This window comes from Paenibacillus polysaccharolyticus, from assembly GCF_023714295.1.
Lineage (GTDB): Bacteria > Bacillota > Bacilli > Paenibacillales > Paenibacillaceae > Paenibacillus > Paenibacillus polysaccharolyticus_A.
Window position 1 is genome coordinate 1,736,513 of the sequence record NZ_JAMAUN010000001.1, and the last position, 25,820, is coordinate 1,762,332.

23 protein-coding genes and 1 riboswitch are annotated in these 25,820 nt (G+C 44.1%); of the genes, 18 read left to right on the forward strand and 5 right to left on the reverse strand.

From position 1 onward, the window contains the following. Positions 1-35: 35 nt before the first annotated feature. From M3629_RS07970 to M3629_RS07980, 3 genes are all read left to right on the forward strand, one after another. Complete coding sequence (locus tag M3629_RS07970) at positions 36-950, forward strand: LysR family transcriptional regulator (protein ID WP_251503914.1); 915 nt, start codon at positions 36-38, stop codon at positions 948-950. Positions 951-1,120: 170 nt separating this feature from the next. Beyond that, positions 1,121-1,657 (forward strand): GNAT family N-acetyltransferase, encoded by a 537-nt coding sequence (locus M3629_RS07975; RefSeq protein WP_251503917.1) that lies wholly within the window; start codon positions 1,121-1,123, stop codon positions 1,655-1,657. Between the two features lie 176 nt (positions 1,658-1,833). Continuing rightward, positions 1,834-2,469, forward strand: coding sequence for a hypothetical protein (locus M3629_RS07980; protein WP_251503920.1), 636 nt, complete (start codon positions 1,834-1,836; stop codon positions 2,467-2,469). 126 nt (positions 2,470-2,595) lie between these two features. Here the strand turns inward: M3629_RS07980 and M3629_RS07985 are convergent, their stop codons facing one another. The 4 genes from M3629_RS07985 to M3629_RS08000 all read right to left on the reverse strand — a co-directional run bounded on the left by M3629_RS07985 (position 2,596) and on the right by M3629_RS08000 (position 6,966). After that, the gene (locus M3629_RS07985) at positions 2,596-3,108 is read right to left on the reverse strand and encodes a DUF3231 family protein (protein ID WP_251503923.1); all 513 of its coding nucleotides are present in this window, start codon (positions 3,106-3,108) and stop codon (positions 2,596-2,598) included. Between the two features lie 270 nt (positions 3,109-3,378). Continuing rightward, positions 3,379-4,887 (reverse strand): amidase, encoded by a 1,509-nt coding sequence (locus M3629_RS07990; protein WP_251503926.1) that lies wholly within the window; start codon positions 4,885-4,887, stop codon positions 3,379-3,381. A 214-nt stretch (positions 4,888-5,101) separates the two neighbouring features. Next, entirely contained in the window at positions 5,102-6,082 is a 981-nt protein-coding gene (locus tag M3629_RS07995) for a DMT family transporter (protein ID WP_090916606.1), read from the reverse strand. Between the two features lie 146 nt (positions 6,083-6,228). Beyond that, positions 6,229-6,379, reverse strand: a riboswitch (FMN riboswitch). Between the two features lie 83 nt (positions 6,380-6,462). After that, on the reverse strand, positions 6,463-6,966 hold the full coding sequence (locus M3629_RS08000; RefSeq protein ID WP_251503929.1) for a DinB family protein: 504 nt from the start codon (positions 6,964-6,966) through the stop codon (positions 6,463-6,465). A 162-nt stretch (positions 6,967-7,128) separates the two neighbouring features. On the opposite strand from M3629_RS08000, the gene M3629_RS08005 reads away from it, so the two are divergent. The 9 genes from M3629_RS08005 to M3629_RS08045 all read left to right on the forward strand — a co-directional run bounded on the left by M3629_RS08005 (position 7,129) and on the right by M3629_RS08045 (position 19,581). Next, on the forward strand, positions 7,129-7,701 hold the full coding sequence (locus M3629_RS08005; protein ID WP_251503932.1) for a CGNR zinc finger domain-containing protein: 573 nt from the start codon (positions 7,129-7,131) through the stop codon (positions 7,699-7,701). A 204-nt stretch (positions 7,702-7,905) separates the two neighbouring features. Continuing rightward, positions 7,906-9,279 (forward strand): amidohydrolase family protein, encoded by a 1,374-nt coding sequence (locus M3629_RS08010; RefSeq protein ID WP_251503935.1) that lies wholly within the window; start codon positions 7,906-7,908, stop codon positions 9,277-9,279. A 321-nt stretch (positions 9,280-9,600) separates the two neighbouring features. After that, positions 9,601-10,440 carry a BglG family transcription antiterminator LicT gene (gene licT, locus M3629_RS08015; RefSeq protein WP_251503938.1) on the forward strand — a complete coding sequence of 280 codons (840 nt, stop codon included), beginning with the start codon at positions 9,601-9,603 and terminating at the stop codon, positions 10,438-10,440. A gap of 146 nt (positions 10,441-10,586) precedes the next feature. Further along, a complete protein-coding gene (locus M3629_RS08020) occupies positions 10,587-12,452 on the forward strand; it encodes a beta-glucoside-specific PTS transporter subunit IIABC (RefSeq protein ID WP_251503941.1) in 1,866 nt (621 codons plus the stop codon). A 24-nt stretch (positions 12,453-12,476) separates the two neighbouring features. Next, the gene (locus M3629_RS08025; RefSeq protein WP_251503944.1) at positions 12,477-13,931 is read left to right on the forward strand and encodes a glycoside hydrolase family 1 protein; all 1,455 of its coding nucleotides are present in this window, start codon (positions 12,477-12,479) and stop codon (positions 13,929-13,931) included. Positions 13,932-14,455: 524 nt separating this feature from the next. Continuing rightward, positions 14,456-15,865, forward strand: coding sequence for an amino acid permease (locus tag M3629_RS08030; protein ID WP_435368185.1), 1,410 nt, complete (start codon positions 14,456-14,458; stop codon positions 15,863-15,865). Positions 15,866-16,140: 275 nt separating this feature from the next. Continuing rightward, positions 16,141-17,229 (forward strand): hypothetical protein, encoded by a 1,089-nt coding sequence (locus M3629_RS08035; RefSeq protein ID WP_251503947.1) that lies wholly within the window; start codon positions 16,141-16,143, stop codon positions 17,227-17,229. Positions 17,230-17,345: 116 nt separating this feature from the next. Beyond that, positions 17,346-18,281 (forward strand): tyrosine-type recombinase/integrase, encoded by a 936-nt coding sequence (locus tag M3629_RS08040; protein ID WP_435368186.1) that lies wholly within the window; start codon positions 17,346-17,348, stop codon positions 18,279-18,281. 82 nt (positions 18,282-18,363) lie between these two features. Next, positions 18,364-19,581: a chromate transporter gene (locus tag M3629_RS08045; RefSeq protein WP_251503949.1), complete on the forward strand. Its 1,218-nt coding sequence runs from the start codon at positions 18,364-18,366 to the stop codon at positions 19,579-19,581. Positions 19,582-19,700: 119 nt separating this feature from the next. Here M3629_RS08045 and M3629_RS08050 read toward each other — a convergent pair whose 3' ends face one another. Continuing rightward, positions 19,701-20,630, reverse strand: coding sequence for an L-lactate dehydrogenase (locus tag M3629_RS08050; RefSeq protein ID WP_123065664.1), 930 nt, complete (start codon positions 20,628-20,630; stop codon positions 19,701-19,703). A 348-nt stretch (positions 20,631-20,978) separates the two neighbouring features. On the opposite strand from M3629_RS08050, the gene M3629_RS08055 reads away from it, so the two are divergent. From M3629_RS08055 to M3629_RS08080, 6 genes are all read left to right on the forward strand, one after another. After that, complete coding sequence (locus M3629_RS08055; RefSeq protein ID WP_251503952.1) at positions 20,979-22,256, forward strand: WD40/YVTN/BNR-like repeat-containing protein; 1,278 nt, start codon at positions 20,979-20,981, stop codon at positions 22,254-22,256. Between the two features lie 216 nt (positions 22,257-22,472). Then, the gene (locus M3629_RS08060) at positions 22,473-22,682 is read left to right on the forward strand and encodes a hypothetical protein (protein ID WP_090916580.1); all 210 of its coding nucleotides are present in this window, start codon (positions 22,473-22,475) and stop codon (positions 22,680-22,682) included. 292 nt (positions 22,683-22,974) lie between these two features. Continuing rightward, the gene (locus M3629_RS08065; RefSeq protein WP_251503955.1) at positions 22,975-23,319 is read left to right on the forward strand and encodes a hypothetical protein; all 345 of its coding nucleotides are present in this window, start codon (positions 22,975-22,977) and stop codon (positions 23,317-23,319) included. 305 nt (positions 23,320-23,624) lie between these two features. Next, positions 23,625-24,197 (forward strand): histidine phosphatase family protein, encoded by a 573-nt coding sequence (locus M3629_RS08070; protein ID WP_251503958.1) that lies wholly within the window; start codon positions 23,625-23,627, stop codon positions 24,195-24,197. A gap of 17 nt (positions 24,198-24,214) precedes the next feature. Further along, a complete protein-coding gene (locus M3629_RS08075) occupies positions 24,215-24,994 on the forward strand; it encodes a phosphotransferase (RefSeq protein WP_251503961.1) in 780 nt (259 codons plus the stop codon). A gap of 32 nt (positions 24,995-25,026) precedes the next feature. Next, positions 25,027-25,806, forward strand: coding sequence for an HAD family hydrolase (locus M3629_RS08080; RefSeq protein WP_251503963.1), 780 nt, complete (start codon positions 25,027-25,029; stop codon positions 25,804-25,806). The last annotated feature ends 14 nt before the right edge of the window (positions 25,807-25,820 follow it).

Below are 25,820 nucleotides of genomic sequence, written 5' to 3' on the forward strand. Positions count from 1 at the left end.
TCATAAATATATATTTAAGGATAAGAGGAATGAACATGAATATTTCACAGTTGCAATATTTGATTTCCGCTGCACAATGGGGTTCATTTACGAAAGCTGCAAATGTGCATCATCTTACCGTACCAACCATTAGTCAGTCGATCAAACAATTGGAAGATGAGCTGAATACTGTTATTTTCCATCGAACAAAAAAGGGTGTCTTTCCAACAGCAGAAGGGGAGTTGATTCTCCAGCATGCGGCAGCCATTCTCAAAAATATTGAACAGATGCAAGGTGCATTGCTTACTCTAAAAGAAGAATCCTTAGAGAGTATTACCATCTCCAGCATTCCGGGCTTTGTTCCTCAAGTGGTGCAGACGATGCTGGAACTGATGAAAACCTATCCGACACTTAGAGTTCAGATGATCGAGGGGGATACTCAGAAAGTAATGAAGGACGTTCAAGAGGGTCATGCCAATATGGGTTTGCTATCGTACCCCAAAAGCCAACGGAACACTTTATTTGATTGGGTCCCAATTGTTGAAGGTGACGCAGTATTGATCATGAACACCCGTTCACCTTTACGTTTTTTTAAAACGATATCGCCTGAAGACTTACATAATGAAGTATTTGTCCTATATAAAGACGAACAGATCGAAACAATCGCACACACATTAATGTCCGCGAATCATACCAACCGTATCGCTTTGATCACCAATAATATGGATGCATTATGTCAAATGATTGTTTATGGGAATGCCATCACGATCGCTCCCGATTTTATATTAAATGCGTTATCTTCGATCTATCTGGAACAATTAGTTGCGGTTCCTTTGCAACATTTCAGCGCAGAGAAAGCCGTTCTAGGAAGGATCACACGAACAGATGAACCCATCTCTACAATGGTGGAAGAATTTACAACCAAGCTGACCAATCTCGTGCAAAACACAAAAGGCTCTTCATTGGATTAATCTAGCGTGAGTCATTTATTATTGTTTATGTAAGAAACAAGTTAAATTATACTCTGCCTATTAGCGACTGATTCTTCACAATATACTAATGATATGGATACGTCAGGATAGCATAGGTGTCCGGCCAACTAAGGGCTCTGAAAAGAGAATAATAGATTACGGAGGTTACGATGAACGTGACAATTCAACAAATAACAGACACAACTAAAGAACAATTTGAAAACTTATTTAATTATTATCTCTATGAGCTTTCTGCTTACTCGCAGGAGGATATTGGAACAAAAGGTACATTCGAAATGGAAGATATCTCGCCATATTATAAGGATGAACGATTGTACCCATACTTCATCACATGTAATGAAAAAATAGTTGGATTTATCCTGGTTACTTCTCCTCCTTATGTTGCAAATGAAGTGGATTATTCGGTGCAAGAGCTATTTGTATTGCCCAAATATAGAGGCTCGAACATAGCCAAAGATGCTGTCATGCAAATCTTCAAACTGTACCCTGGTCGGTACGAGGTGGGGATGTTCAAATCGAATTTGAAAGCCGTTAAGTTCTGGACCAAGTTGATATCAACACTTGATGTTTCGGTCTCCGTAGAAGATGGTTTCATTGAAATTCAAGGAAATGTAGTGCAGACGACTGGTATGAAATTTACGGTATCCTGCGAGTCTATTGACAACATTGAAAAGCGATCCCTGTAAACATCGGGATCGTGTTTAATGCTATCTAATCAATTAAATTTCAATTAGTATAATGATTACAAGATTAAGGAGCCGGTGGTTACTTTGAAGGCAGAACTCTTCACCTGCTTCCCGTTACGTGGATTGAAGGTTGGCCAATCATTGGTGAGGATACAGACGGTGACGGTGTCGGAGAGATGGTATGGGGAGGAAAAAAACCAATTCAAGGTTATCCCAAAACGGTCTTAACCGTGAAGGACGATTTCAATAGCCCGGTGCTACCGTCTCATTGGGGGTGGAATCACCAACCCAAAGCGGATACGTGGTCTTTAACAGAGAGACCAGGATATTTGCGTTTGCATGCTTGTGTGCCTTCGGAGAAGAATGATTTCTTTAAAATCTCGAACATTCTTTCCCAACGGGCGTATCGTGTTCCTCATAACGTAGTGACTGCCAAGTATGATCTATGCGGGATGGTGAATGACCAGGAATCGGGTCTATGCCATTTTGGACAAACCTATTGTACGATTGGTATTCATCAGCAGGAAGGAACTCGGGTACTGAAGTTCGATCATTCAGGTGAAATCGAATGGGGACCATCTATTGTTACCACTAATGTGTGGTTGAGATCGATTTGGAACTTGCATGGTGAAAACAAGTATGAATACAGTATGGATGGAGAGAATTTTATCTCCTTTGGTGAAGTTTATCCATTGGGTTGGGGATCCTACCGGGGAGACCGGGTAGGGGTGTACAATCTGAACCATGAAAGAGAACAAGGGTATGTGGATGTAGAATACTTCAATTACGATTCGGGTGATAAGCCGTCTTAATTATTTTATGAATACGAAAGAGGCAGAGAAGAGGAGTATGTTATTCTTCATCTCTGCCTCTTTGACGTTGTGTGTGTTCAATTCGTTGTTAAATGTTATTATTGAATTCATTTAATACGTTAGGATTTATTCGCCATCCGGTCTTTTCACTTGTAGCGGTGGGGGAATAAGCCATCCTTTTTCTTTGCTCAAACGAAGAATTCTTACACCCAGTGCTGTTTTGGTAACATGGTATTTCGCAAACAGTGCACCAATGTCCTCGCGGATGGATTGGCCAATAGTCTGACTCGCGGCGACTAATCCAAGAGCAGTATCAGTTGCAACTTTGGCACCTATCTCTGGATCAGTAAACCTTGCGCCAGAAGGAATGTCCTCTAATGCCACAACGGGTCTCTCTGGAAGAGTCGGAGCGGGCGTGATACCGTTCTCGGTTAGTAAGGCGTCACATTCTTTAATTTCCAGTCTGGCCTGATCCAGCAAGTCTTCTAAAATTTTCTTCAAATCTTTGTCTCCTGCGTGATTCATATAAGCCTGATAACAAGAGACAGCTCCTTTGGCTACCATTGAGCACTCCCATACACTATAGATTTCTCCATAATGCATGGGCTCGTTTTTAGGATTTCCACTTAAAATTCCCATCGCTGATCCCTCACATTAAGTTATTTTTTTCACTACAGTAGGGTTTACATGGCGAGCAAATTTTATCCGGTTGAGAAGTAGTTCGAGGTTTTTATTTACATCATTATTATTATGTTAACTAAAATTCATTGTCAGAAAGATGATACCATGGACTGAAATAAAGAATCATTCAAATCGAATCAGGTTCACTGCTCTGATGCGATTTCTGTTCCACTGAAAAAAGGCCAAACAGTTATGTTCTGCTGGCTTCTTTCCACTTTTATAAATATTTTAAGCTTTTATCGAGGTTGGGAACATAGGATTTTCTTCCATGCCAACCCACAATTCTGTTGATTCGAGCTGACCTGCCAGATGTAATAACCAATCTTCACGACCTTTGGTGGCCATAACCTGGACGCCCATTGGTAAACCTTCTTCAGTCACATGCAGAGGAAGACTAATGGCTGGCTGACCTGTCAGATTCGCAAGTTGTGTGAACGGGGTATACGTTAGGCTCGGCTTGAACATCTCATAGATCAGCTCTTGTTGCGCCGTTTTGTCCAGATCGCTGACGGACATCAGATGTTGAATCTGCTCCGCATGTGGCGTCAGTTCCCCAATCCGGGGTGCAGAAAAAGCATTCACAGGTGTGATGTAAAAGTCATAACGTTCAAACAACGTAGACATCTGCGCTGCCGCCACGTCCCATTCGGCCAAACTGTGCACAAATTCAGCAGCAGATACTTTTTTGCCCGCTTCAGTCAGTACCCAGGACTCAATCTCCATATCATCTGCAGTGAGAGAACGACCCATACTATGTTCCATGGATGAAATCATGGCGGCCATCTCGCCGCTGTTCATCATGTAATAGTTTTCCATTAGGCGTACGCCATTGACTGGACTTAACTTTTCTTCAACATGATGCCCTTGAGAATCTAAGTAATGGACTAGCTTCATCACCGCCTCTTTGGCATCTTCACTGACAGGTGTGCCGACAGGTGAATCCATCGTATAAGCGATTCGCCATTTGCGTTGATGCGGATAGTTCATATCAGCCAGGTAACTTCCTGGGAATAATGGTGCATGGAATGCGGCTTCCGGTTGGATAATCTGGAGCGTATCCAGCAGTGCAGCACTGTCTCTGACGGAGCGAGATACTGCAAAATCTATCGAGGCTCCTTGCCATTGTCTTCCCACACCTGGACCAACGGGAGTGCGTCCGCGGGTTGGTTTCAGCCCAAACAAACCGCTGAAGGAAGCGGGAATTCGAATGGAACCACCGCCATCACTTGCGCCGGCAAGCGGCACGATGCCTGATGCTACAGCGGCAGCGGCACCGCCGCTTGAGCCGCCTGGGGAATGATTCACATTCCACGGATTGCGCGTTGGCCCGTGTAGACGTGGCTCGGTTATATTTTTCAACCCGAATTCCGGTGTATTCGTATGTCCAATCACAATAAAACCTGCTTCGAGCAAACGAGTTACGAAATTGGAGTTGCGAAGAGCACGATGTTCGCTGAACAGACGTGAGCCAGAGGTAAGAAATTCACCTTCCAAAGATTGAGAAATATCTTTGAGGAGCAACGGCACACCTGCAAATGGCTGTTCTCCAGGCTTAACCATGCTGGCTTCCTGCCGAGCACGTGTTTCATATGTACGAATGACGGCATTGAGATGTGGGTTGACTTCTTCCAGACGTGCATAGGCAGCTTCAAGCAGTTCAACCGGGGATACTTCCCGGGAGCGAATCAGTTCGGCGAGCCCTATAGCGTCATAGGAGGTATATGAGAATGAAGACATTAATAATCGTTCCTCTCTGAAAATAGTTCCTGTTTAATATCATGTTCCATCTTTCAAGCTCCATAAGCCATCGTACCACCTAGGCAGACAAAAGACAAAAGATAAAAGACAAAACATCAAGCCATCATATTATAAGAAATACGGTAGAAGAAAAGCACTGTTCACCTCATTAAGGTGAAACAGTGCTTATATTATTTGAACCAGATGAAATGTATTACTCCGTGCGAAGTTTGGGTGCGGCCTCGGCGATCGGTGTAGAGCGTTCCTGCTGTTTGGAGATCAGGAATAGTGCGATCCAGATCAGGATAAAGCCAAGCAATTGCTCCCAGGTTATCAGCGTACGGAATGCAATCCAGTTCACGAGTACACCAGCCATCGGGAAGCTGAGTTCCGCCAGGGTTGCTACAGAAGCTTTGGTTGAAGACAATCCTTTATAGTATAGAAGCAGACTGAGCAAGCCAGGCAATAGTGCCTGCCCAAGAATATTCAGGATAACGGCAGCCTGTGCCCCTGTTCCAGCCGGAAGTGTCCAAGGTGCACCTTCATTCCAGGTCATGAAGATCAGGAGTGGAAGCGCAACGACGAAGCGAAGGGAGGTGACCGTCTCATAACGAGCTTGACCAAGCATTAACCGGCCCATAACGGTAGATCCACCCCACAAAGCTGCGGCACCAAGAGACAGCAGGCTACCTGCATGAATCCAGTTATTCCAGTTGCCGAGCGGAAGTGAGAAGCCAAACGTAAGCAGATATGTTCCTGCCAGCGCAATGATGAACAGTCCGCCGAAGTGACGCGGCAATGTTTCTTTTAATAACAATTTCGCAAGTACAATCGCGAAGAGTGGCTGCATTTTTTGCAATAACAATACCGTGTTGGGATCATTATGGGTAAGCGCCAAAGTGAATAATACCGTTGCCAGGGCTGAGCCGCCCCAAGAGATGAAGATAACAGCGATCCAGTGACGTGCACGCAGTTTCTTCAGATCATCCCGGAACTTCCATAATACCGGTATCGCGACAAGGCTGACAATGATGTGTTCGATTAGAACAATCTGTGTAGAAGTCATTGTTTTTAGCAAAAGGATGCGGAATAACGGGTCTACACCCCAGAGCGCTGCACCCAGCACAACCAGCCAAAATCCGGTGTTGCTTCGTTCCTTGCGATAAATCGTTGATGCTGTTGATGTGTTTTCCATATTCAGGACTCCTTCGTCAGAACACGGAATCTTCAGTTGGCAAAATCGACAAAATCCCCCGTCCTTGGCGTACGCCAAATAAACGGGGGACCATTCAAAGACAAGGCGTCAGGGAAAAAGACTTCCCAAATACGGCTTGCCGTTGTGTTGATCTTCTCTCATCCGGACTGTACCGTCGGCCTTGGAATCGCACCAAGTCAGTCGCTGCCAGGTCGGAACCTTAAACAGCGAGTCGCGGGCTGGTTCTATAAGAACATCACCGCCGGTTGGGAATTGCACCCTACCCCGAAGATCCTATTCAATTAATTAGTGTATTGAACAAGTTGTAACCTTATGAAGTTCATCTTATTCCTGTAAACGCTATCAGTTCAAGTGTTTTTTTAGAAAACAATACTCCAGCATCCCTGTTGCCTCCGCAACTGCACAATCTGACCTGCATGATAGGCATCGTGCAGAACCCAGCGGGCAAGCGTCTGAGCCCAGTTGTCTTCGGAATCCATATAAGCTTCTTCAAGTTTCGCTTCCTCTAATGTAGCAAGGGTATCGCGCAACTGCTCAGCCAGTTTCGTGGTTTGTTCCATAAGTTTGTTCCAGCCAGCTTCGTTCAAAGGATCACCCGAAATACCAAACGTAGCTACGTTGGAATCTGCAGCGGGTACAGACGGTTCTTTTCCCTGAAGACGTTCCAAAATCCGTTGATTGTAATAAAACATATGATTGGCCAGCTGCCATATGCTCAGTCCGCCTGAAGGAGGAATCCATGCAGCCTGTTCGGCGTTCAACCCCTCCAGAGCCTTGGACAATGGAACGATCCAGTTACATTGATCCCAGGTATCTTCATTCTGAATAACCAATACATCTAATGCTGTGGTGACTGTTTTCATTTTTAAATTTCATTCCTCTCTTGTCAGACTCATCTCGTTTTTGTTTCATCATGCTGGTAACTAGCTAATATGGGTTGAAATGGTTACAATTAATATAACACAATTTCAAAGAGCGTAACCATCTTTTTATAATTTAGATAGTTACATTAATCGGAGGCTCTCATGGATAGATTATGGACTGATTTTGTAAACAGCGATTATCATGATTGGCGTGGTGGGGAGCGATCAGAAGACAGACTGGGGAACGTAAGCTGGCAACAAGATTTTTTGAATCGTTGGCAATTAGAAGCGCCAGTACCGGCGTCGAATGAAGAGGAATCCGCAATGAGAAGTTTTAGAGATGATTTGCAGGCACTGGCTATTCGTTTGTCTAACGGAAACCTCTTTAGTGAGAAGGAACAGGCCTGGTTGAATGATTTTATGATGGCTGGTGAAGTCATTAGACGAATAATTACACAAGATCAACGACTGGGTGTTGAGCTTGTTCCCATTCATAGACATTGGGCTCAGGTGATGGCAGAGGTCGCGGCTGATTTTGCCGTAACACTCGTAGAAGGCGAAGGGAAGAGAATTCGATCCTGTGACAATCCGGACTGCCGCTGGATCTTCTATGATGATACCCGGAGCAGAACACAGAAATATTGCGATGATAAGATGTGCGGTAATTTAATGAAGGTGAGACGTTTTCGAGCGAAACGTAAAATGCACTCTAATGAGGAAAAGAATGAAGTTTAACAATCAAGTTACCAGTTTAGTTCAAACCTTTACAATCCGTGAATCTCCATACAGGTCTCAGTTTACTCTTCCAGAATTTGATAAATATTAAGGTGTGATATATAATGTATATATACTAGCGAAAATATAGTCATAAAGTATATGTAAGAACAAGCAATGCGGATCAGATCATTTTACAAACCATTATGATTGGAGAGATGTCTTATGAGGACAGGTTATCTTTTGAAGAACGGTTGTGTATTATCGATGGATGCTCGTATTGGTCAGTATAACCGGGCAGACGTCCTTATTCAGGATTCTGTGATTACAGCCATTCAACCAAATATTGAGGTGTCCGATGCAGATATTGAAGTCATCGACGCTTCAGACATGATTATTATGCCTGGACTGGTGGATACACACCGGCATATGTGGGAATCGCTTGTCAAAACAGCCGGAACAAACTGGTCGCTCCCCGTATATCTGCAAAATTTGTACTATGGGGCTATGGGAAGCAAGCTTCGTCCACAGGATAGCTATATTGCCAATCTTTTTGGATCGCTGGAAGCGCTTAACGCAGGCGTCACTACGGTACTGGATTGGAGTATGCCATACTCGGCTGAGCACACAGATGAGCTGATTCGAGGATTACAGGATGCAGGAATTCGTGCAGTTTTTGCCCATGGTGTGCCTGGGGAAACGATGTATTGGAATCGTGAAAGTAAACTGTCGTATCCAGAGAATGTGAGAGGTGTTAAGGAGCGATATTTCTCTTCGAACAATCAACTACTCACCTATGGACTGGCTATTCGAGGACCAGAGTTTAGCCATTGGGATACAACGGTGCAGGATATTCAGCTTGCGGAAGAACTGGACGCCATTTGTTCGATGCATGTCGGTTTCGGTAGCTGGGGATCAGTGGATCGTTCGATCAGCCGGATGTATGAGGCAGGGCTGCTGAGTCCTCGAATCAATGTTGTTCATGGCAATACGATGGGCATGGATGAATTCAAAATGCTCGCGGACAGCGGAGCCTCTTTATCGGTCACACCTGAAGTCGAGATGATGATGGGACATGGTTACCCGGCTACAGGATACTTTCTGGAGCATGGAGGTACACCAACGCTTGGCGTGGATGTTGTGACTTCGACGGGCGGAGATATGTTTTCACAGATGAAATTTGCGTTGCAAGCTGAGCGTTCAAGAACGAATGAGCACCTTTTGCAACAGGGTGAGATGCCGGGTGAACTTAGTTTACAGGCAAGTCAGGTTCTTCGATTTGCAACCTCCGCGGGTGCAAGGGCTTTAGGACTGGAGCATAAAACAGGTTCGCTGACACCGGGAAAAGAAGCAGATGTGATTATGATTCGCACGACGGACCTGAACTTGTTCCCTGTGCACGATCCCATTGGTGCTGTTGTGCAATTCGCGAATCCGTCTAATGTGGATACGGTTTTTGTTGCCGGGAAACCTGTGAAGCGAGAGGGCAGGCTGTTGCATGTCGATCTGGATGGAATTCGGCGTAAAGCCATGCAGAGTACGGAATATCTGTTGACGCAATATCGGATGTCCGATAAGGATCGGGTTGTTTTTTCATAATAGAGCTGAGATAAAATAAAACCAAGGGCCGTAAACTCAAATTACGGCTCTTTCTCATCTTATCTTTCTTTTCGAATCAATTATCCATACATTGTTTTCACATGAAATTAGGGTTGAAGTAAGGTATGTTGACAAATAGAACGCTTTCTACTAAGATAGCGGTATAAGTTAATAATGAATATAATCAGGATTGTTACTGATCAGCAGGCAAGACCGATTGATAATGCAAACATGCAGAACTGTATTTTTCATGTGTGCATAATTAATGGTCTTTTTTTGTTGCTAAATTCTGTTAACGTTTCATTTTAAAAGGAGATTCCGATGAAGATCACACGAATTATTAACAATAATGTCGTCTGTGCAGTCAATGAACGGCGCCAGGAGATGATGCTTTTAGGCAGTGGCATTGGTTTTCAGAAGAAAAAGGGAGACGATGTGGACACAGTTAAGATTGAAAAAGAATTTTTTCTGAAATCCAAAAATGTAACCGGCAAATTATATGCCCTGCTGGCACAAATCCCGATGGAATATATTCGTGTGTCCGACAGCATTATTCAGTACGCCAAACAGTCCTTAAACAAGGAACTGAATGAAAATATATATCTAACGTTAACGGACCATATTAATTTTGCCGTGGCACGTTACAAGCAGGGTATGAATTTCAATAATGCGTTGTTGTCTGAGATTAAAGCGTTTTACTCCAATGAATTTCGCGTGGCTATGAAAGCCAGGAATATGATTAATGAGGAATTCAACATTACACTGCCTGAAGATGAGGCTGGGTTCATTGCGCTTCATATTGTCAATGCAGAATTGGGATCTGAAATGGAAGAAACCATGAAGATTACACAGTTGATTCATAAAGTCTTGAATATAATTCGATATCAGTTTAATATTCATTTTAATGAAAGCTCGCTTCATTATTCCAGACTTGTCACTCATTTGAAATTTTTCGCCTACCGCTTGTTTAATCATACGGTTGTGAAAAGTGGTGACAGTGATTTTCTCCATATCATTAAGGAAAAGTATGCGAATGAATATCAATGCAGTCTCCGAATTGCACAGCTGATTCGGGTCGATTATGGAAAAGAATTAACAGAAGACGAATTGGTATATTTAACGGTTCATATCAAAAGGGTCATTGATGAAGAGAAGGAATAATTCATTGGCCACTATAATGAGTATACTAGGATTGTTACTGGTGAGGCAGGCAAGACCTAGAGTTCCATCGTGTATAGAGCTTATCTATATTCGATAGAATTCTAGGTCTTTTTTTATACCTAAAAACGTTTGAGGGGGAGCAGTACATGAAACATGAAAGCACAGCCGCCGAGATTTTAAAACTGGTTGGTGGAGAAAAAAACGTAGATAGTGTAACACACTGTGCTACAAGGTTGCGATTTAATCTGAAAGACGAGAAGGTCGCGAATGATGAAGCTTTAAAAAATGTCCAAGGGGTTGTAGGTGTTGCCAGCAGTGGTGGGCAGTATCAGGTCATTATCGGTAACGAGGTAAACAATGTGTATAAAGCTTTGACGCAGCTGGGAAACTTTGCAACCAATAATGCTGCCCCTACTGTGAAAAAAGGAAAACTGACTACGCTTCTGGACACGATCTCCGGAATCTTTACACCGATCCTGCCAGCCATGATTGGTTGTGCGATGATCAAAGCCGTTCTTCTTATTTTGAAAACATTTGATCTCGTCGATCTGGATGGACAGTTCAATACGATTATGACGTTTATCGGTGATGCGGCGTATTACTTCTTGCCGATGCTGCTTGCCTGGAGTGCGGCTGTTAAGCTTAAAGCTAACGTGGGCTTTGCATTAACGATTGCTGGTGTTCTGTTGCATCCTTCCTTAGGGGCGTTGATGTCTGCAGGTGAGCCTGTTTCGTTTTTTGGACTGCCTGTCACGCCAGCGACGTACACTTCGTCGGTTATTCCGATTATTTTAGCGGTTTGGATCTTGTCATATGTTGAACGCTTTGCGGAGAAGTATTCTCCATCGGTTATTAAATCTATTCTTAAACCGTTGATCGTAATCCTTATCATGGCTCCATTAACGCTGATTGTACTGGGTCCAATCGGTGCTATCGCGGGTAACTACCTTGCGTCAGGCGTTTCTTTTGTGAATACACATGCAGGATGGTTAGTATCTGGTATTATCGGCGGGGCATTCCCGTTCTTGATTATGACAGGTATGCATTATAGTTTGGGGCCTGTAGTGCTCACTGCGTATGCACAGACGAAGACGGATAGCATTGTTGGTCCAGGTATGCTTGTACACAATATTTCTCAAGGTGCTGCTGCGCTTGCAGTTGCTATGAAAACTAAAAATAAAGCATTTAAACAAGTTGCTTATTCTACAAGCATCACTGCCTTGCTCGGAATTACCGAGCCTGCCTTGTTTGGTGTAAATTTACGGTTGAAAAAACCACTGATTGCTGTAATTGTTGGCGGCATGGTAGCTGGTGTTTATGTCGGATTGTTCGGTGTAGCTCGTTCCGCTCTAGGTATTGCAGGTATAGCTACGCTACCCGCATTTATCACGGATCATCCATGGAACTTGGTTCATGCGGCAATTGGTTGTGTGATTGCATTTGTAGTTACTTTCATCATGACTCTGATCTTGGGATTTGAAGATGTACCCGAGGATGGAAAGATTCAAGAAACACAAGAAAAAACGTCTACAAACGATCGTGTAGCTGTTGCCGGTGTTTCTGAACATATTCTCGTTGCACCATTGACTGGTAAAGTTCTGGAGTTATCCACGATTAAGGACGAAGCTTTTGCAACGGGAGCTATGGGAAAAGGAGTCGCTATTGAACCTGCGGTTGGCAAACTGGCATCACCAGCAGATGGTGTGGTATCTGCGATTTTCCCTACGTCCCATGCCATCGGTATTAGTTCAAATGATGGTGCGGAGCTTCTCATTCACATCGGAATGAACACGGTGAAGTTGAAAGGTGAGCATTTTAAGGTTCACGTCCAAGAAGGTGATACAGTAAAAGCTGGAGATTTGCTCATTGAGTTTGATACGGATGCCATTGCGGCGAAAGGCTTTGACCTGACTACCCCAATTATCGTTACGAATTCACATGATTTTGTAGATGTGATCAACACGGACAAGCCATCGATTACGATTGGTGAAAAATTGATCAAAATTATTTAAAGGTAATTTAAGGAGGAATGGTTCATGAATAACAAAAATGGTTTCCCCGAATCTTTCATGTGGGGTGGTGCAACAGCGGCGAATCAATACGAAGGTGCCTGGAACCTTGATGGTAAAAAGGCAAGTACAGCTGATATGATGACAGGCGGAACCCATACGGTTCCCCGTCGCATCACGATAACAACTGAGGAGGAGGTTCATTATCCTTCTCATGAAGCGGTAGATTTTTACCATCATTACAAGGAAGATATTCGTCTGTTTGCAGAGATGGGTTTCCGTTGTTATAGAATGTCCATCGCATGGTCCAGAATTTTCCCGAACGGAGACGATGCAGCGCCGAATGAAGCAGGGCTTCAATTTTATGACAATGTGTTCAATGAATTGAAAAAGTATAATATCGAACCGATCGTTACGATCTCGCATTATGAAGCACCGTTTGCTCTAACTGAGAAATTTAATGCTTGGGCTTCCAGAGAAATGATCGATTGTTATGTAAAGTATTGTGCCGCCATCTTTAATCGTTACAAAGACGTGGTGAAGTATTGGATTACTTTTAACGAAATTAATAGCCTGATTGTTCCGGCAGGTGCATACCTGGCAGGAGCTCTGCTGGTTGATAAAAAAGGCGGCGTATTTAACAATACATCCGTAGATAGCACGCAGATGAGATTTCAAGCGCTGCACCATCAATTCGTGGCGAGTGCGAAAGCGGTCAAGCTTGCACATGAGATCAATCCAGACTTCAAACTCGGTTGTATGATCAATTACAGCCATGGTTACGGAAGTACATGTAAACCGGAAGATATGTTACAAGCACTAAGGATGGATCAAATTAACAATATGATGAGCAGCGATGTACAAGTTAGAGGAGAATATCCCGACTTTGCGAAGAGATACTTTGAAGAGAAGAATATTGACATTCAAATGGCTGAAGACGATCAAGAAGTTCTTAAACAAGGTTGTGTAGATTTCTATAGCTTTAGCTACTACAAATCTCATGTGGTAGGTACGCGACCAGAAGGGGATGAAACCCAAGGTAACGTTTTTGGTGGGTACAAAAATCCGTATCTAGAAGCGACGGACTGGGGCTGGCAGATTGATCCCGTTGGACTCCGGTACGTGCTGAACCATGTCTATGATCGCTATCGCATTCCAATGATGATTGTAGAGAATGGCCTGGGTGCAGTGGATGTCGTTGAAGAGGATGGCACCATTAACGATACGTACCGGATTGAGTTTTTGCGCGCCCACATTGAACAGATGAGAGAAGCTGTCCGTGACGGCGTTAACCTGATCGGTTACACATCCTGGGGTTGCATCGATATTGTGAGTGCTTCCACGGGTGAAATGGCCAAGCGCTATGGTTTCATTTATGTAGATAAGGATAACGAGGGCAAAGGCACACTGAAAAGAAGTAAAAAGAACAGTTTCTACTGGTATAAAAAAGTGATTGAATCCAACGGGGAAGATCTGGGTTAGGAAAAAAAGTATCGTAGTGAAATAGCCTTTGGATATGTTCATTGGTCACTGGCCTGGATATGGTCTATATGAAAATGTGTTGAAAGAAGCCGCTAATTGCTAGCGGCTTTTTTATTACGAACAGTAGGGACACAATCCGAATCAGGATAAGAAATGACAGCGAAAAAAGACGAAAAAGCAGTTCAATTGCAAAAATTCATGTAACAACGATAAAAGTTAGATTTTGGTCAATAAAAAGTATTCAAAAAACTGCGCATAATATAAATTATACGCAGTTTTTATTTAAATCCATTTTCATATTGGAGCATAGGCAACAGAACGTGATATTTTTCGTGCATAAAGGTCAAAATAAGCCATCTTCAAAAATAAATTTAATCATTCAACGCGATAACGTGTAGAATTCGATAGGTTTTTATAGGTGATGGATAAGATAGAACAAATGAGTTTTTCGTAGAACAGATGAGATGAGCTTCGTCGTTATTATCTAGCAACACATTCAGGTTTACCATGAAAGGAACATGCGTATGAGCAGAAATGAAAAAATGAGTGTGTTATTCCGCAAAAAACCGATTGCCAGCCAAACGAATGAAAGCGGTGCGTTAAAGAGAGCTCTTAGTGCCTTCGACTTAACAACGCTTGGCGTAGGAGCGATCATTGGTACAGGCATATTTGTACTGACAGGTGTCGCAGCTGCCAAGTATGCCGGACCTGGTCTGGTATTATCTTTTTTACTGGCGGGTACTATCTGTGCATTTGCTGCCCTTTGTTACTCTGAATTTGCTTCCACCATCCCGGCGTCCGGAAGCGCCTATACGTACAGCTACACAGCATTTGGGGAAGTGATTGCGTGGATTCTGGGTTGGGATCTCATTCTGGAGTATGGCTTTGCAAGTGCGGCGGTAGCCAGCGGTTGGTCAGGATATTTCCAGACCTTATTATCCGGGTTCGGACTAGAGCTGCCTCATGCGTTAACGAGTGCGTTTAATCCGGAGAAAGGTACGTATTTTGACATTACAGCGGCTCTGATTACGTTAATGATTACTTTCCTGTTGACTCGAGGAGTAAAAGAAGCGGCGAGAGCGAATGGAATCATGGTAGGCATTAAAATTATCGTGGTGCTAATCTTCATCGGTGTGGGTGTGTTTTATGTTCAACCAGCGAACTGGCATCCTTTCTTGCCGTTTGGCTTCTCCGGTGTAACGGCGGGTGCGGCTACAGTATTTTTTGCGTATATCGGATTTGATGCTGTATCAACCGCAGCTGAAGAAGTGAAACGCCCGCAGCGGGATTTGCCGATAGGTATTATTGCATCCCTTGCCGTATGTACCGTCCTATATATTGTAGTATCTCTGATTCTCACGGGCATTGTGCCATTCAACATGTTAAATGTTAGTGATCCGGTTGCGTTTGCTTTTGAATTCGTTCAATTAAACGGGTTGTCATGGATTGTATCCCTTGGAGCCATTACGGGAATTACAACGGTCTTGCTCGTCATGATGTATGGTCAGACCCGTCTGCTCTATTCCATGTCACGTGATGGTCTATTATCTCCCGTTTTCTCCAAGGTAAGTGGTAAAAGTCAGACACCGGCAGTGGGTAGCTGGCTCGCAGGTATCATTGTTGCACTGTTCTCCGGCTTCATCTCTCTTGGCCATCTGGCAGAACTTACGAACATCGGTACGTTGTTTGCTTTTGCTGTAGTGAGTATCGGGATTATCGTATTGCGTAAAAATAACCCTGATCTCAAACGGGGTTTCCGTGTTCCGCTCGTGCCATTGATTCCGATTCTGAGTGCTCTCGGCTGTTTCTATTTGATGACTCGCCTTGCAGCTTTGACATGGATTACGTTTTTTGGCTGGCTGATTGTCGGATTAATCATTTATTTTGCCTATGGTCGTCATCATAGTCATCTGAATCCACTTCGGCGGAAGTGAATTGAAAAATAAGCTTTGAATCTTTCCCTGCTCCCCAATCGCCAAGCGAAGGAGCAGGGATTTTTTTGTGCAACAATATAGGAGTCGTTGGTTAAAAAGAGATGTTTAAAACTAACGATTAAAAGAAGTTTGCTGCGTTAAATTTGTCACTCACCTGGGTAAAGGATAAAGGAAACCTGCTGAGTGTATCAGCAGGTCGGGGTTGCGGATGAATCAAATATGAAATATATTTGGGGGTGTGATCTGCAACCAGAACCGAAGAGAGGGGTTAACGTATGAAAGAACCATTACATAACAATTTTAATGAACACTCGTCGCATTTTGGGTTTGCACTTGCGGATTCAACCGTTCTCGCTGAGGCGAAGCTGATCATATCACAAGAGGATGAAACAGATAATCTGCAGTTGGACATCGATCCACAACGACATCTGGAGGATGGTCGCAAAGTTTCCGTGATCGCCCAGCTATTGCAGACACCTGTGCACCGTGAGGATGCTAATGTTCTGTATGGAGCCGAAATATCCTACGTACAATACGCGGTTCGTCTAACCGAGAACAGCAAGATTTCAATAGCTTCGATTCAAGGTATAAGTTATCCGATTGAACTTGATCTCGCACCTTATAAAGAGGGTGAATATGAGGTTCGCGTTGCTTTACACCGCAAAACACCCCGAATCGCAGAAGGTCCGTTAGAACCGGAACAGCTAGCGATGGTGAAATACGCACAAGTGAATACCGTACATATCACACTGTTCCCGGCAGAAGCCTCTATACTCGATTCACCTTCTGCAACATGGACTCGGAATCATCATGTGTTCGACTCCTATGGCCGAAGAGGATTCATCCTGGCGGATCTGGGTCGTCTCGCGAAGCGAGTAGAGGAATTGCTTGGGCCAGGTAATCATAATTTAATTGAACATTTCACGGAAGGCCGACTGGATGTATTGCTTGAAGAGGGACTGATGCTGGTTGTTTGGGGCATGACTCCGTGGTGTTACTCCCTGTATTCCCCGCCAAGCGAGCAAGGTGATTATGCATTACCATGGGACAAGCTTGGGGATGAACCTGAGCGCCAAGCGATCTATCCGATCGATACAAACGTGCAGCGGTTAAGTATCATTCCAGCGAATGAGTTGGTGTTCTGGGCTGATTGTGTACGAAAAGATTGGCCTGTCATTGATATTACAGGTGAAGGAGAGACCCTTCATCTGGATTTGTATGTTCAAGTGGCGGAATCGGTTAATGAGCTTCATGAAAATCCGATCCCATCCTTTGTACTTACACGCCGTGAGGGCAAACCGGAGACGATTTCGCTGATGGCTGATGTTGTGATCGTCGAAGAGGTTGATTTTCCACTAAGTTAGGCGTCTGTGTTCTGCAAATAGTAAACCGATTTTGAAATAGAAATACATTGCATTCATGTCAGTCAGTATAGCAGGTCAATCAGTACATTTGAAGTCAGTGGAGGTGACAAGAGCAGGTGATCAATGAAGAGGTTCAGGAGCAATATGGGGATGAGTTGCAGGCCTTTCATATCTGGATGAAAGATGCCGGGTACACCGGATATACGGTCAAATCTTACACGGGGGACGTAACGGAATTCCTTACTTCTATCCAAGGAAAATCGCTGGAGCAAGTGAAGAAGTTGCATGTGCTTGCTTTTCTGTCCCGTGCACGGGAGCGTGGCGTGAGTGATGCTACCCGGAACCGTAAACACGCGGCAGTCAACTGCTTCTACAAGTCACTCATTGAACTCGAAGTGCTGGCAAGCAATCCGGCTTCTGGCATCAAAAAGTCCAAAACCGAGAAAAATCGTGCTCCAGTCTTCCTGGACGAAGGAGGTTTGACACGCTTTTTGGCATCCGTCGAAGGTAAATATCGCAACCGTAACTTGGCGTTGTTCCTGCTAATGGGCTATATGGGACTGCGGGTGGGCGAAGTTCATGCCCTCAATTGTAAAGACTACAACCCCGAGCGACGCACACTCGACGTGTTCGGAAAAGGACGGAAATGGCGATCCATCCCGGTTCCTGAGACGGTTGCAGAAGTGTTGTCCCAGGCTCTTGAAGAGCGGCTGAATCCGTGGCGGGGCGACAAGGAAGAAGCCCTGTTTGTATCACAAAAGGGAAAGCGCCTTTCCATTCGTAGCATTCAACTCATCTCAACCGAAACCTTCGAACGTTTTCAGCAGGAAGCTCCTGTTCATCAGCGTCAAAGTTATTCCAGTCATAAGCTGCGTCACTCGTTCGCGACCATGATGTTGCGGCGCGGAGCTGATCTGCGCACGGTACAGGAACTGCTCGGACATGCCTCCATTCAAACGACAACGGTATACACTCATGTTACCAGCCGGGAAAAAGAAGAGGCCATGGCTTTGCTGGATGTCAAACTTCCGGTTAACGAAGTGATGAATTAGTACAAAACGAACGATATAAGTTGGAGAGAATCCAAAAAAATCTGGACAACAACACATGACATGCTAGGAGAGATGGGCGAGCATGAAGACGGGAAATCCTGCTTCGGATGATCAAGATCAGGCTGTTACACCAAACCGATGGCGGGCGCTGTGGGAAGTGCTTATCGTTGCTGCCAAGCTGGGACTGACATCCTTTGGAGGTCCGACAGCGCATTTAGGCTATTTTCATAACGAGTATATACGCAAACGAAAATGGATGGACGAGCAGAGTTATGCTGATCTAGTGGCGTTGTGTCAATTTCTCCCTGGACCAGCGAGTAGTCAGGTGGGGATTGGGATCGGTGTCATGCGTGCAGGTCTGCTTGGTGGATTGATGGCTTGGATTGGATTCACTCTTCCGTCCGTGCTCATATTAGTGGCGTTTGCGCTTATTTTAAAAGGTTACGATGTGGGCCATGCGGGTTGGATTAGCGGTTTGAAAATCGTAGCAGTGGTAACTGTTGCTCATGCCATTCTTGGCATGGCTCAGAAGCTTACCCCGGACAAAGTGAGGATTACCATTGCTGTGTTAGTGGCCACAGCGGCTTTACTATGGACAGTTCCATATAGTCAGGTCATATTAATCCTGTTCTCAGGTTTCATTGGCTGGTGGATGTACCGCAATGTTCCGGTCACTCCAGTTATCAAAATGAATGTGCCCATCCGCCGTAGCTTGGCTGTGCTGTGTTTAATCACTTTTGCAGGTCTGCTTATCCTGTTGCCGATCCTGCGGCAGGCCATAAATATGGAGTGGATCGTTCTTTTCGATTCGATGTACCGAGCAGGTTCCATGGTATTTGGCGGGGGACATGTCGTATTGCCATTGCTTGAGCAAGAACTCGTACCTCACGGTGTAGTGAGCAAAGATGACTTTCTAGCTGGATATGGGGCAACACAAGCGGTCCCTGGCCCCTTATTTACATTTGCCGCGTATCTTGGGGCAGTTTCGATGGGCGGAGCAGGAGCGTTTATTGCTACAATCGCTATATTTTTACCTGCATTTTTGCTCATTATCGGTGCGTTGCCCTTCTGGAATGTGCTTCGCGGTAATTCGCATATGCAAGGAGCGTTAGCTGGAATCAATGCAGGAGTAGTAGGTCTTCTGTTAGCCGCACTCTACCAGCCGCTATGGACAACAGCTGTATTGTCGCCTGCTGATTTTGCGGTGGTATGTATTTTGTTTGTACTGCTGAACTTCTGGAAATGCCCACCATGGATGATCGTTTTATTAGGTCTCGTTGGAGGTATAATTTTAAATTAAGGTTTAGTTTCCATCATTATTATTATGTAAACTTTCCTAAAATACTATATAGCAACAGACCATCCGACACTCTACGAAGAGTTGTTAGATGGTCTTTTTTTAATGTATAAAGATATATGTTATTCCAGTCCGGCGATCTGTTCTTTTAATTTGTTTGCAGATGCCTGAAAGGCCAATTTCTCGGTTTCATTCAACGGAAGAGGCAGAATTTCACGCACGCCATGGCGATCTACGACACAAGGAACACCCAGATATACGTCGGAAACGCCGTTATAATCTTCAAGCAGTGTGGAAACGTTCAGCACGGAGCCTTCGTTACCCAGAATGGCAGCTACAATACGATCGAGCGCTAAGGCGATGGCATAGGAAGTGGCTCCTTTGGCATTAATGATCTCGTAAGCTGCATTTTTGGTGCTGTTGAAAATCTCTTGTTGGGTTTCTTCGTCCAGCTCAAGGTCAGTTCCCGCAACGTTTGCCAGACTCCAGACAGGCACCTCGGAATCCCCATGTTCACCGATGATGTGAGCGTGAATGCTGCGGGGGTCGATGCCTTTATTTTTGCCGATCAGATAACGGAATCGTGCGCTGTCCAGCAATGTACCTGAGCCAATGACCCGGGAAGCCGGCCAGCCGCTTTGTTTCCAGGAAGTATAGGATAAGATATCGACAGGGTTTGTAGCAATCAACAAAATACCGTGCGAGTTGACTTCGGTAATTCGATCAATGATGTCTTTGAAAATGCTTGCATTTTTCTTCAGCAGATCAATTCGAGTCTCGCCCGGCTTTTGTGAAGCACCCGCAGTAATGATGATGATATCGGCATCTTTGCAGTCGGAATAGTCACCTGCCCACACTTTAACGCCCCCGGTAAATGGTAAACCGTGGTTCATATCCAGCATTTCGCCGGTTGCCTTGTCATGATTCACATCCACAAATACCAACTCGGACGAACGCTGTCTAAGCATAAGCGTGTATCCCGTTGTTGTTCCTACCGCACCCATGCCGATAATAACGACACGACTGGGCTTCAATGCTGAACTTGTTGTCATAATCTTATCCTCTCCTTTTTGGGTATACTACCATCCATATTAAGGGATATGTGGAGATAAAGCGAGTTTTGTCTATAACTTTTTTCACAACATATCTCATTTTCCAAGGGGAATCCGCTAAAAAGATGGATAAATAGACTTCACACGACTATAAAAATGAGTTACGCCTTTTTAATTAAGGACAATGATCGGCAAAAATATTCAACATTCGGCAGGTTCCCCAGCGGTGTGAGCCTTTAGGTCGAAGTTTGTGGTAGAATAGGAGCAGTGGATTCTGATGAATCGTAAATATAACTTCGTCACAGAGACATGCGCGTCTGTCTGATGAATGAGAGAGGTGGAACCCACTTGCGTTTGCAATGGAAAAAAATCGCGCAGACAGCACTGCTGTCTATAGGTATCATGATGTTACTGGCTGCATGTACCAAAACGGAGCCGCCGCCAGTAGCGGAACCTCCGGAACAGGATGACGGCGGTAACGTTGGTCAGACTCTTACTGTTGTACCCCCGACAACGAATAACACCGAAGCAGCGGAGATGGCCAAATATCAAATTCAGACTCGTTTGACCGATTTTCAACTTATTAATGATAACGGCGGCTTGGCCTGGGGAGTTACGCGTAATGCGCTCCGGCTCTATTACACTCAGGATCAGGGAGCAACGTGGACCAACATTTCTCCCTCAGAAAATGTGCAATTCCCGGCTAATCCGAAATATGGAGAAAGTATTTATTTTGTAGATCGTATGCATGGCTGGATTGTTCGAGAGGGGATGGGGGGCACAGATACGATTGTGCTACGTACCAATAATGGAGGCGTGAGCTGGAGCTTGTCTTCCTTGTCGAAGACGGATAAGGTCACAGCAATATCTTTTGTCTCACCTGAGAAAGGCTGGGTTCTGACAACGCTAGACACCGGAATTGGTAAACAGGACAAGAACCTGTATCGTACTCAGGATGGAGGTACAACCTGGGAGCGAATGAGTTCCAGTGATGACAAGGGTAAATCCAAAACGGGTGAAATTTCAAGACGTGGCTACACCACGGGTATGACATTTTCAGACTCCAAGCATGGGTTCGTGAGTGCGATAGAGTTTGGTACACCGAAGTTGTATGTGACATCAGATGGTGGCGAGCAGTGGCGAACGTCTTCATCTTTTTTCGATCGGGATAAGTTCAAGGCTTGTGGCAACTTCACGATTAGCGCACCTCAATTTTTTGGACGTGAAGCGAAGTCAGCTTGGATGTCTATGTCCTGTGCCAGTGGAGAGAGCATGACATTCAGCGGTTTCTTCACAGCGGATGGTGGCGTAAGTTGGAAGCCCTATTCATTCAACCTGGATAAGCAAACAGGGATTAACCGCAATCTGACACCTATATTTCTAAGCCCATCGGAAGGTTGGGCGATGCAAAAGGGCATTATGTATTACACGAAAGATACGGGCAAAACGTGGACAGCCTATCCGGCGAGCAGTGTTTTAGAAAAGATTTTCAAAGACTATCCTGAGATTGTGAAAATGCAGATGGTATCGCCGAAGCTCGGCTGGATCTTGGTGGAGAATACCGATGCCAAACGATCGTTGCTACTGCAAACCGTAGATGGCGGAGAACATTGGAAAGTACTTTAATGTGCCGCTGCTCCGTTTAACGAATGAGATCGAGCATTAATCTGAATTAAATCTAGGGGGACGTAAGTAGCATATGAGCGGAAAATGTAAGGGGGGATCTCGAATGAGGTTTTCCCTTTATTTTTATTTTATTTTTTTGATACATTGTGAAATTAATCACAAATAAATCATGAAGATGATGTTATATTTAACTCAAGAAGAAAAGGAGTGATGAAGATGAGAACCAACGGTCAAACTCAATTCACGCAGGCGGATGAATTAACAAGATACATGCTTCACTTATGCTACACATGTGACGACGCTAATCGTTGTACTACGGAAGAAGCAGTGAAAGCTTGCATGGCTGCACATGCAGAGACAGATCAGCCGGAACAAGCAGAAGGCGTAGATGTAACCCGCGGATTCATGGACATGATGTACGCATAGTGAAAGAAAATGCAGATAAAAATAGCGCTGTATCAACGATTTACCCCCGAAAGGGGGTATTCTTTTTTTTTAAAAATCACATATCCTGCAACACATTGTATATAAAGAAAATATTATTTTCTTTATCCCGGTTACGGACTTCGAGTTATAGAGTAATTCCCTGAAGACATTTTGTAGAGGTGTGGATTTTGCTATTAATTTCAAATTATTATATAAAAATAGAATATATTGATTTATTTATTTATCTATTCCTATATAATGGATATATATTCCATAATAAGGAGTGATAATTTTGAAAAAGAAATTATTATTAGGTTTGTTATCGCTAACTGCTTGTTTCTCCTTAGGGTCAACTTCTTTTGCTAACAGTAGTTCAGCAGTTAATGAAAATCCGGCTATGAATGTGGTTAACCAAGCTGTACCGGCCAAAGACAACTATTACACTGAGATTACTATTAAAGTTGGTGAGTCGATTAATCTCACAGGTTCTGGATTTTTTATTTCCAGTGCTCCACCATACGACGCTATTTATCTAAATAGACAAGGATTAGTCATAGGCTTGAAGCCAGGTAGTGTTGCAGTTGTGGCAGATCTTCCTGGTGGAGATACCATTATGTATTACATCACCGTAAAATAGATAGACTGAAATAGCCTGAAGACTGCTCTGGGGAGCAGTTCTTCAGGCTATTTTTTATGAAAAAATGAAATATAGCGAATAATGAAATGAGCGACAAATTACAGAAATACCTTACTGATGATAATACATCCGTTGTGAATATACAAATTGAAGTTGAGATTGAAATACATATACGAGGATTCTATGTTGTGCGAATTAATAAGTGCACGCTACCAATCATTGACGAATACTAGATGTATATGATAGCTTCATTTTACATGGAAGATGCAGGAATGTATGAACGGTTCTAGAAAAGAGGAGTACATATGGCTACATTAGGAATGATCCGGCACGGCGTAACCGACTGGAATGATCAATATCGGGCACAAGGGCACACGGATATCCCGCTCAATGCAGAGGGGAGAAGACAGGCAAATTTGCTTGCTAATCGAATTCGATCGGAACAATGGCAGTATATCTATTCAAGTGATTTATCGAGAGCATTGGAAACGGCATCTATACTTAGCAAAGCTATTTCGATTGAAATACGTGTAGACGAAAGGTTGCGCGAGATGGACTGTGGCCAGATTGAAGGTACGACGGAGCAGGAACGTGTAGATCGGTGGGGTTATGGATGGTCCAAGCTGGATTTGGGGATTGAATCCCATGAATCGATTGTAAAAAGGGGAAGGCAGTGCCTTGCCGACTTAGCTAACCGGCATTCAGGTGAGAACATATTAGTTGTAAGCCACGGGGCATTTCTCAGCCTAACCATGAAAAGACTTCTTTCACATATTGATATCAGAGAAAATCTATTAAACACAGCAGTAACTCACTTGCATAGCGGAACTCCTCGGTGGGATTGCTCGCTCTATAACTGTACTAAACATCTCACTTAGGTGGAGGAGGGAATCCCATGCAACTCGCAGATATTCCATCGAAGATATTGGGGCAGATTGGAACCGTACAGCGAGTTACGTTTCCACAACAAGGTCACACGTCTACCGTTGCCGTTATAGAGACAGCAGATCAGAGATATGTTATCAAGAAAACAGAGCATGAACTCTACAACGAATGGTTATCTGACGAATATATCGCAATGCAGCTTCTTCAAGGAAAGGGATTACCTATTCCGAAAACGTATTCATTTTATGAAGAGCATCAATCAAGATGGCTGTTGATGGATTATATAGAAGGAATATCGTTGAGACAATTTCTTGCCAGCCATCCAGCTAAAGAGGATAAGGAAAAGGCAATTACCAGCTTCGGACTTTCCTTGAGAAAGCTGCATGAATGCGCTTGTCCAATGGAATGGCAACATGCAGAGTCTACTTGGCTCGATGCGATGTTATCCAAGGCGGAGTACAATCTAGCTCATTACTCAATAGACGGGAACGAACATTTGCTCACACATCTGAAAAAGAACCGCCCAAGCACAGTGCAACCTACCTTAATTCACGGTGATTTTACCATCGATAATGTGCTCGTCTGTGATCGTGAGGTCGTAGGAATGGTCGATTGGGCGGGCGCAACCTATGGTGATCCCCGGTATGACGTGGCTTTGGCCATTCGGCCAAAAACGAATGCCTTCGAGGATGAGCGGGATAAAGATATTTTTTACGATGCGTATGGCAAGCGGAGATTGACGGAGGAAGAGTATCAGTATTTCGAAGATGGAATATATAACTTTTTCTAAAAAGTGCACAAAAGTGAGACAGGGGCTGTGCCATGGAATTCCCGGTAATTATTGTAGATTTGGACGGAACACTTTTGATGGCTAACAAAGAAGTTTCCGAGCGAAACGTAAAGGCGATCTTGAACTGTGCCCATCGTGGAATGAAATTCATATTTGCAACGGCGCGTCCGCCGAGGGCAGTGAAAGCTTTTTTGCCGGAAAAATTGCTGGAGCTTGGTTCATTTGTGTATTATAACGGCGCGTATACAAATTGCAGACATACTGGAAAACAAAATCACATTGGAATCACACCTGCGTTAACTGCTGAGGTTCTAGACTATTGTCTGGCATGTAATCCGAATCTGGACATTAGTTTAGAAGTGAGAGATGTATGGATGAGTTTGAAGCCTTATGATGCAGAGACCATCATGAAAGTAAAAGGGCAACCTATGGTCAGGTCTTTGATGGAGCTTAAACAGCAAGAAGCATCCAAGATCCTTTTCACAGGCAATCTGGACCGGGTGGCTTTTCAAGAATGCTTTGAAGGAAAATTAAACATATTGATCACGGATCAAGGTGAATTAACACAAGTCTCGGCGTTGAATGCATCCAAGGAACATGCCGTCTCTGTGATCTGTGATGCCATGGGTGTTGCAATGCAAGATGTGATGGTGTTTGGGGATGATGTAAACGATATCGGTCTGTTTGATCAATGTGGTTGGCCTGTGGCGATGGGGAATGCCTCTCAGGATTTAAAATGCAAAGCGAAAGAGATAACAGAAACGAATGAAAATGACGGGGTGGCTGTTATTTTGGAGAGACTTTGTCAGTAATGTCGTGAACGGAT

What these genes read in the sequence shown, in the direction of transcription:
- M3629_RS07970 (WP_251503914.1), top strand. Translation starts at nt 36, where the DNA reads ATGAATATTTCACAGTTGCAATATTTGATTTCCGCTGCACAATGGGGT.
- M3629_RS07975 (WP_251503917.1), top strand. Translation starts at nt 1,121, where the DNA reads ATGAACGTGACAATTCAACAAATAACAGACACAACTAAAGAACAATTT.
- M3629_RS07980 (WP_251503920.1), top strand. Translation starts at nt 1,834, where the DNA reads ATGGTATGGGGAGGAAAAAAACCAATTCAAGGTTATCCCAAAACGGTC.
- M3629_RS07985 (WP_251503923.1), bottom strand. Translation starts at nt 3,108, where the DNA reads ATGGGAATTTTAAGTGGAAATCCTAAAAACGAGCCCATGCATTATGGA.
- M3629_RS07990 (WP_251503926.1), bottom strand. Translation starts at nt 4,887, where the DNA reads ATGTCTTCATTCTCATATACCTCCTATGACGCTATAGGGCTCGCCGAA.
- M3629_RS07995 (WP_090916606.1), bottom strand. Translation starts at nt 6,082, where the DNA reads ATGGAAAACACATCAACAGCATCAACGATTTATCGCAAGGAACGAAGC.
- M3629_RS08000 (WP_251503929.1), bottom strand. Translation starts at nt 6,966, where the DNA reads ATGAAAACAGTCACCACAGCATTAGATGTATTGGTTATTCAGAATGAA.
- M3629_RS08005 (WP_251503932.1), top strand. Translation starts at nt 7,129, where the DNA reads ATGGATAGATTATGGACTGATTTTGTAAACAGCGATTATCATGATTGG.
- M3629_RS08010 (WP_251503935.1), top strand. Translation starts at nt 7,906, where the DNA reads ATGAGGACAGGTTATCTTTTGAAGAACGGTTGTGTATTATCGATGGAT.
- licT (WP_251503938.1), top strand. Translation starts at nt 9,601, where the DNA reads ATGAAGATCACACGAATTATTAACAATAATGTCGTCTGTGCAGTCAAT.
- M3629_RS08020 (WP_251503941.1), top strand. Translation starts at nt 10,587, where the DNA reads ATGAAACATGAAAGCACAGCCGCCGAGATTTTAAAACTGGTTGGTGGA.
- M3629_RS08025 (WP_251503944.1), top strand. Translation starts at nt 12,477, where the DNA reads ATGAATAACAAAAATGGTTTCCCCGAATCTTTCATGTGGGGTGGTGCA.
- M3629_RS08030 (WP_435368185.1), top strand. Translation starts at nt 14,456, where the DNA reads ATGAGCAGAAATGAAAAAATGAGTGTGTTATTCCGCAAAAAACCGATT.
- M3629_RS08035 (WP_251503947.1), top strand. Translation starts at nt 16,141, where the DNA reads ATGAAAGAACCATTACATAACAATTTTAATGAACACTCGTCGCATTTT.
- M3629_RS08045 (WP_251503949.1), top strand. Translation starts at nt 18,364, where the DNA reads ATGAAGACGGGAAATCCTGCTTCGGATGATCAAGATCAGGCTGTTACA.
- M3629_RS08050 (WP_123065664.1), bottom strand. Translation starts at nt 20,630, where the DNA reads ATGACAACAAGTTCAGCATTGAAGCCCAGTCGTGTCGTTATTATCGGC.
- M3629_RS08060 (WP_090916580.1), top strand. Translation starts at nt 22,473, where the DNA reads ATGAGAACCAACGGTCAAACTCAATTCACGCAGGCGGATGAATTAACA.
- M3629_RS08070 (WP_251503958.1), top strand. Translation starts at nt 23,625, where the DNA reads ATGGCTACATTAGGAATGATCCGGCACGGCGTAACCGACTGGAATGAT.
- M3629_RS08075 (WP_251503961.1), top strand. Translation starts at nt 24,215, where the DNA reads ATGCAACTCGCAGATATTCCATCGAAGATATTGGGGCAGATTGGAACC.
- M3629_RS08080 (WP_251503963.1), top strand. Translation starts at nt 25,027, where the DNA reads ATGGAATTCCCGGTAATTATTGTAGATTTGGACGGAACACTTTTGATG.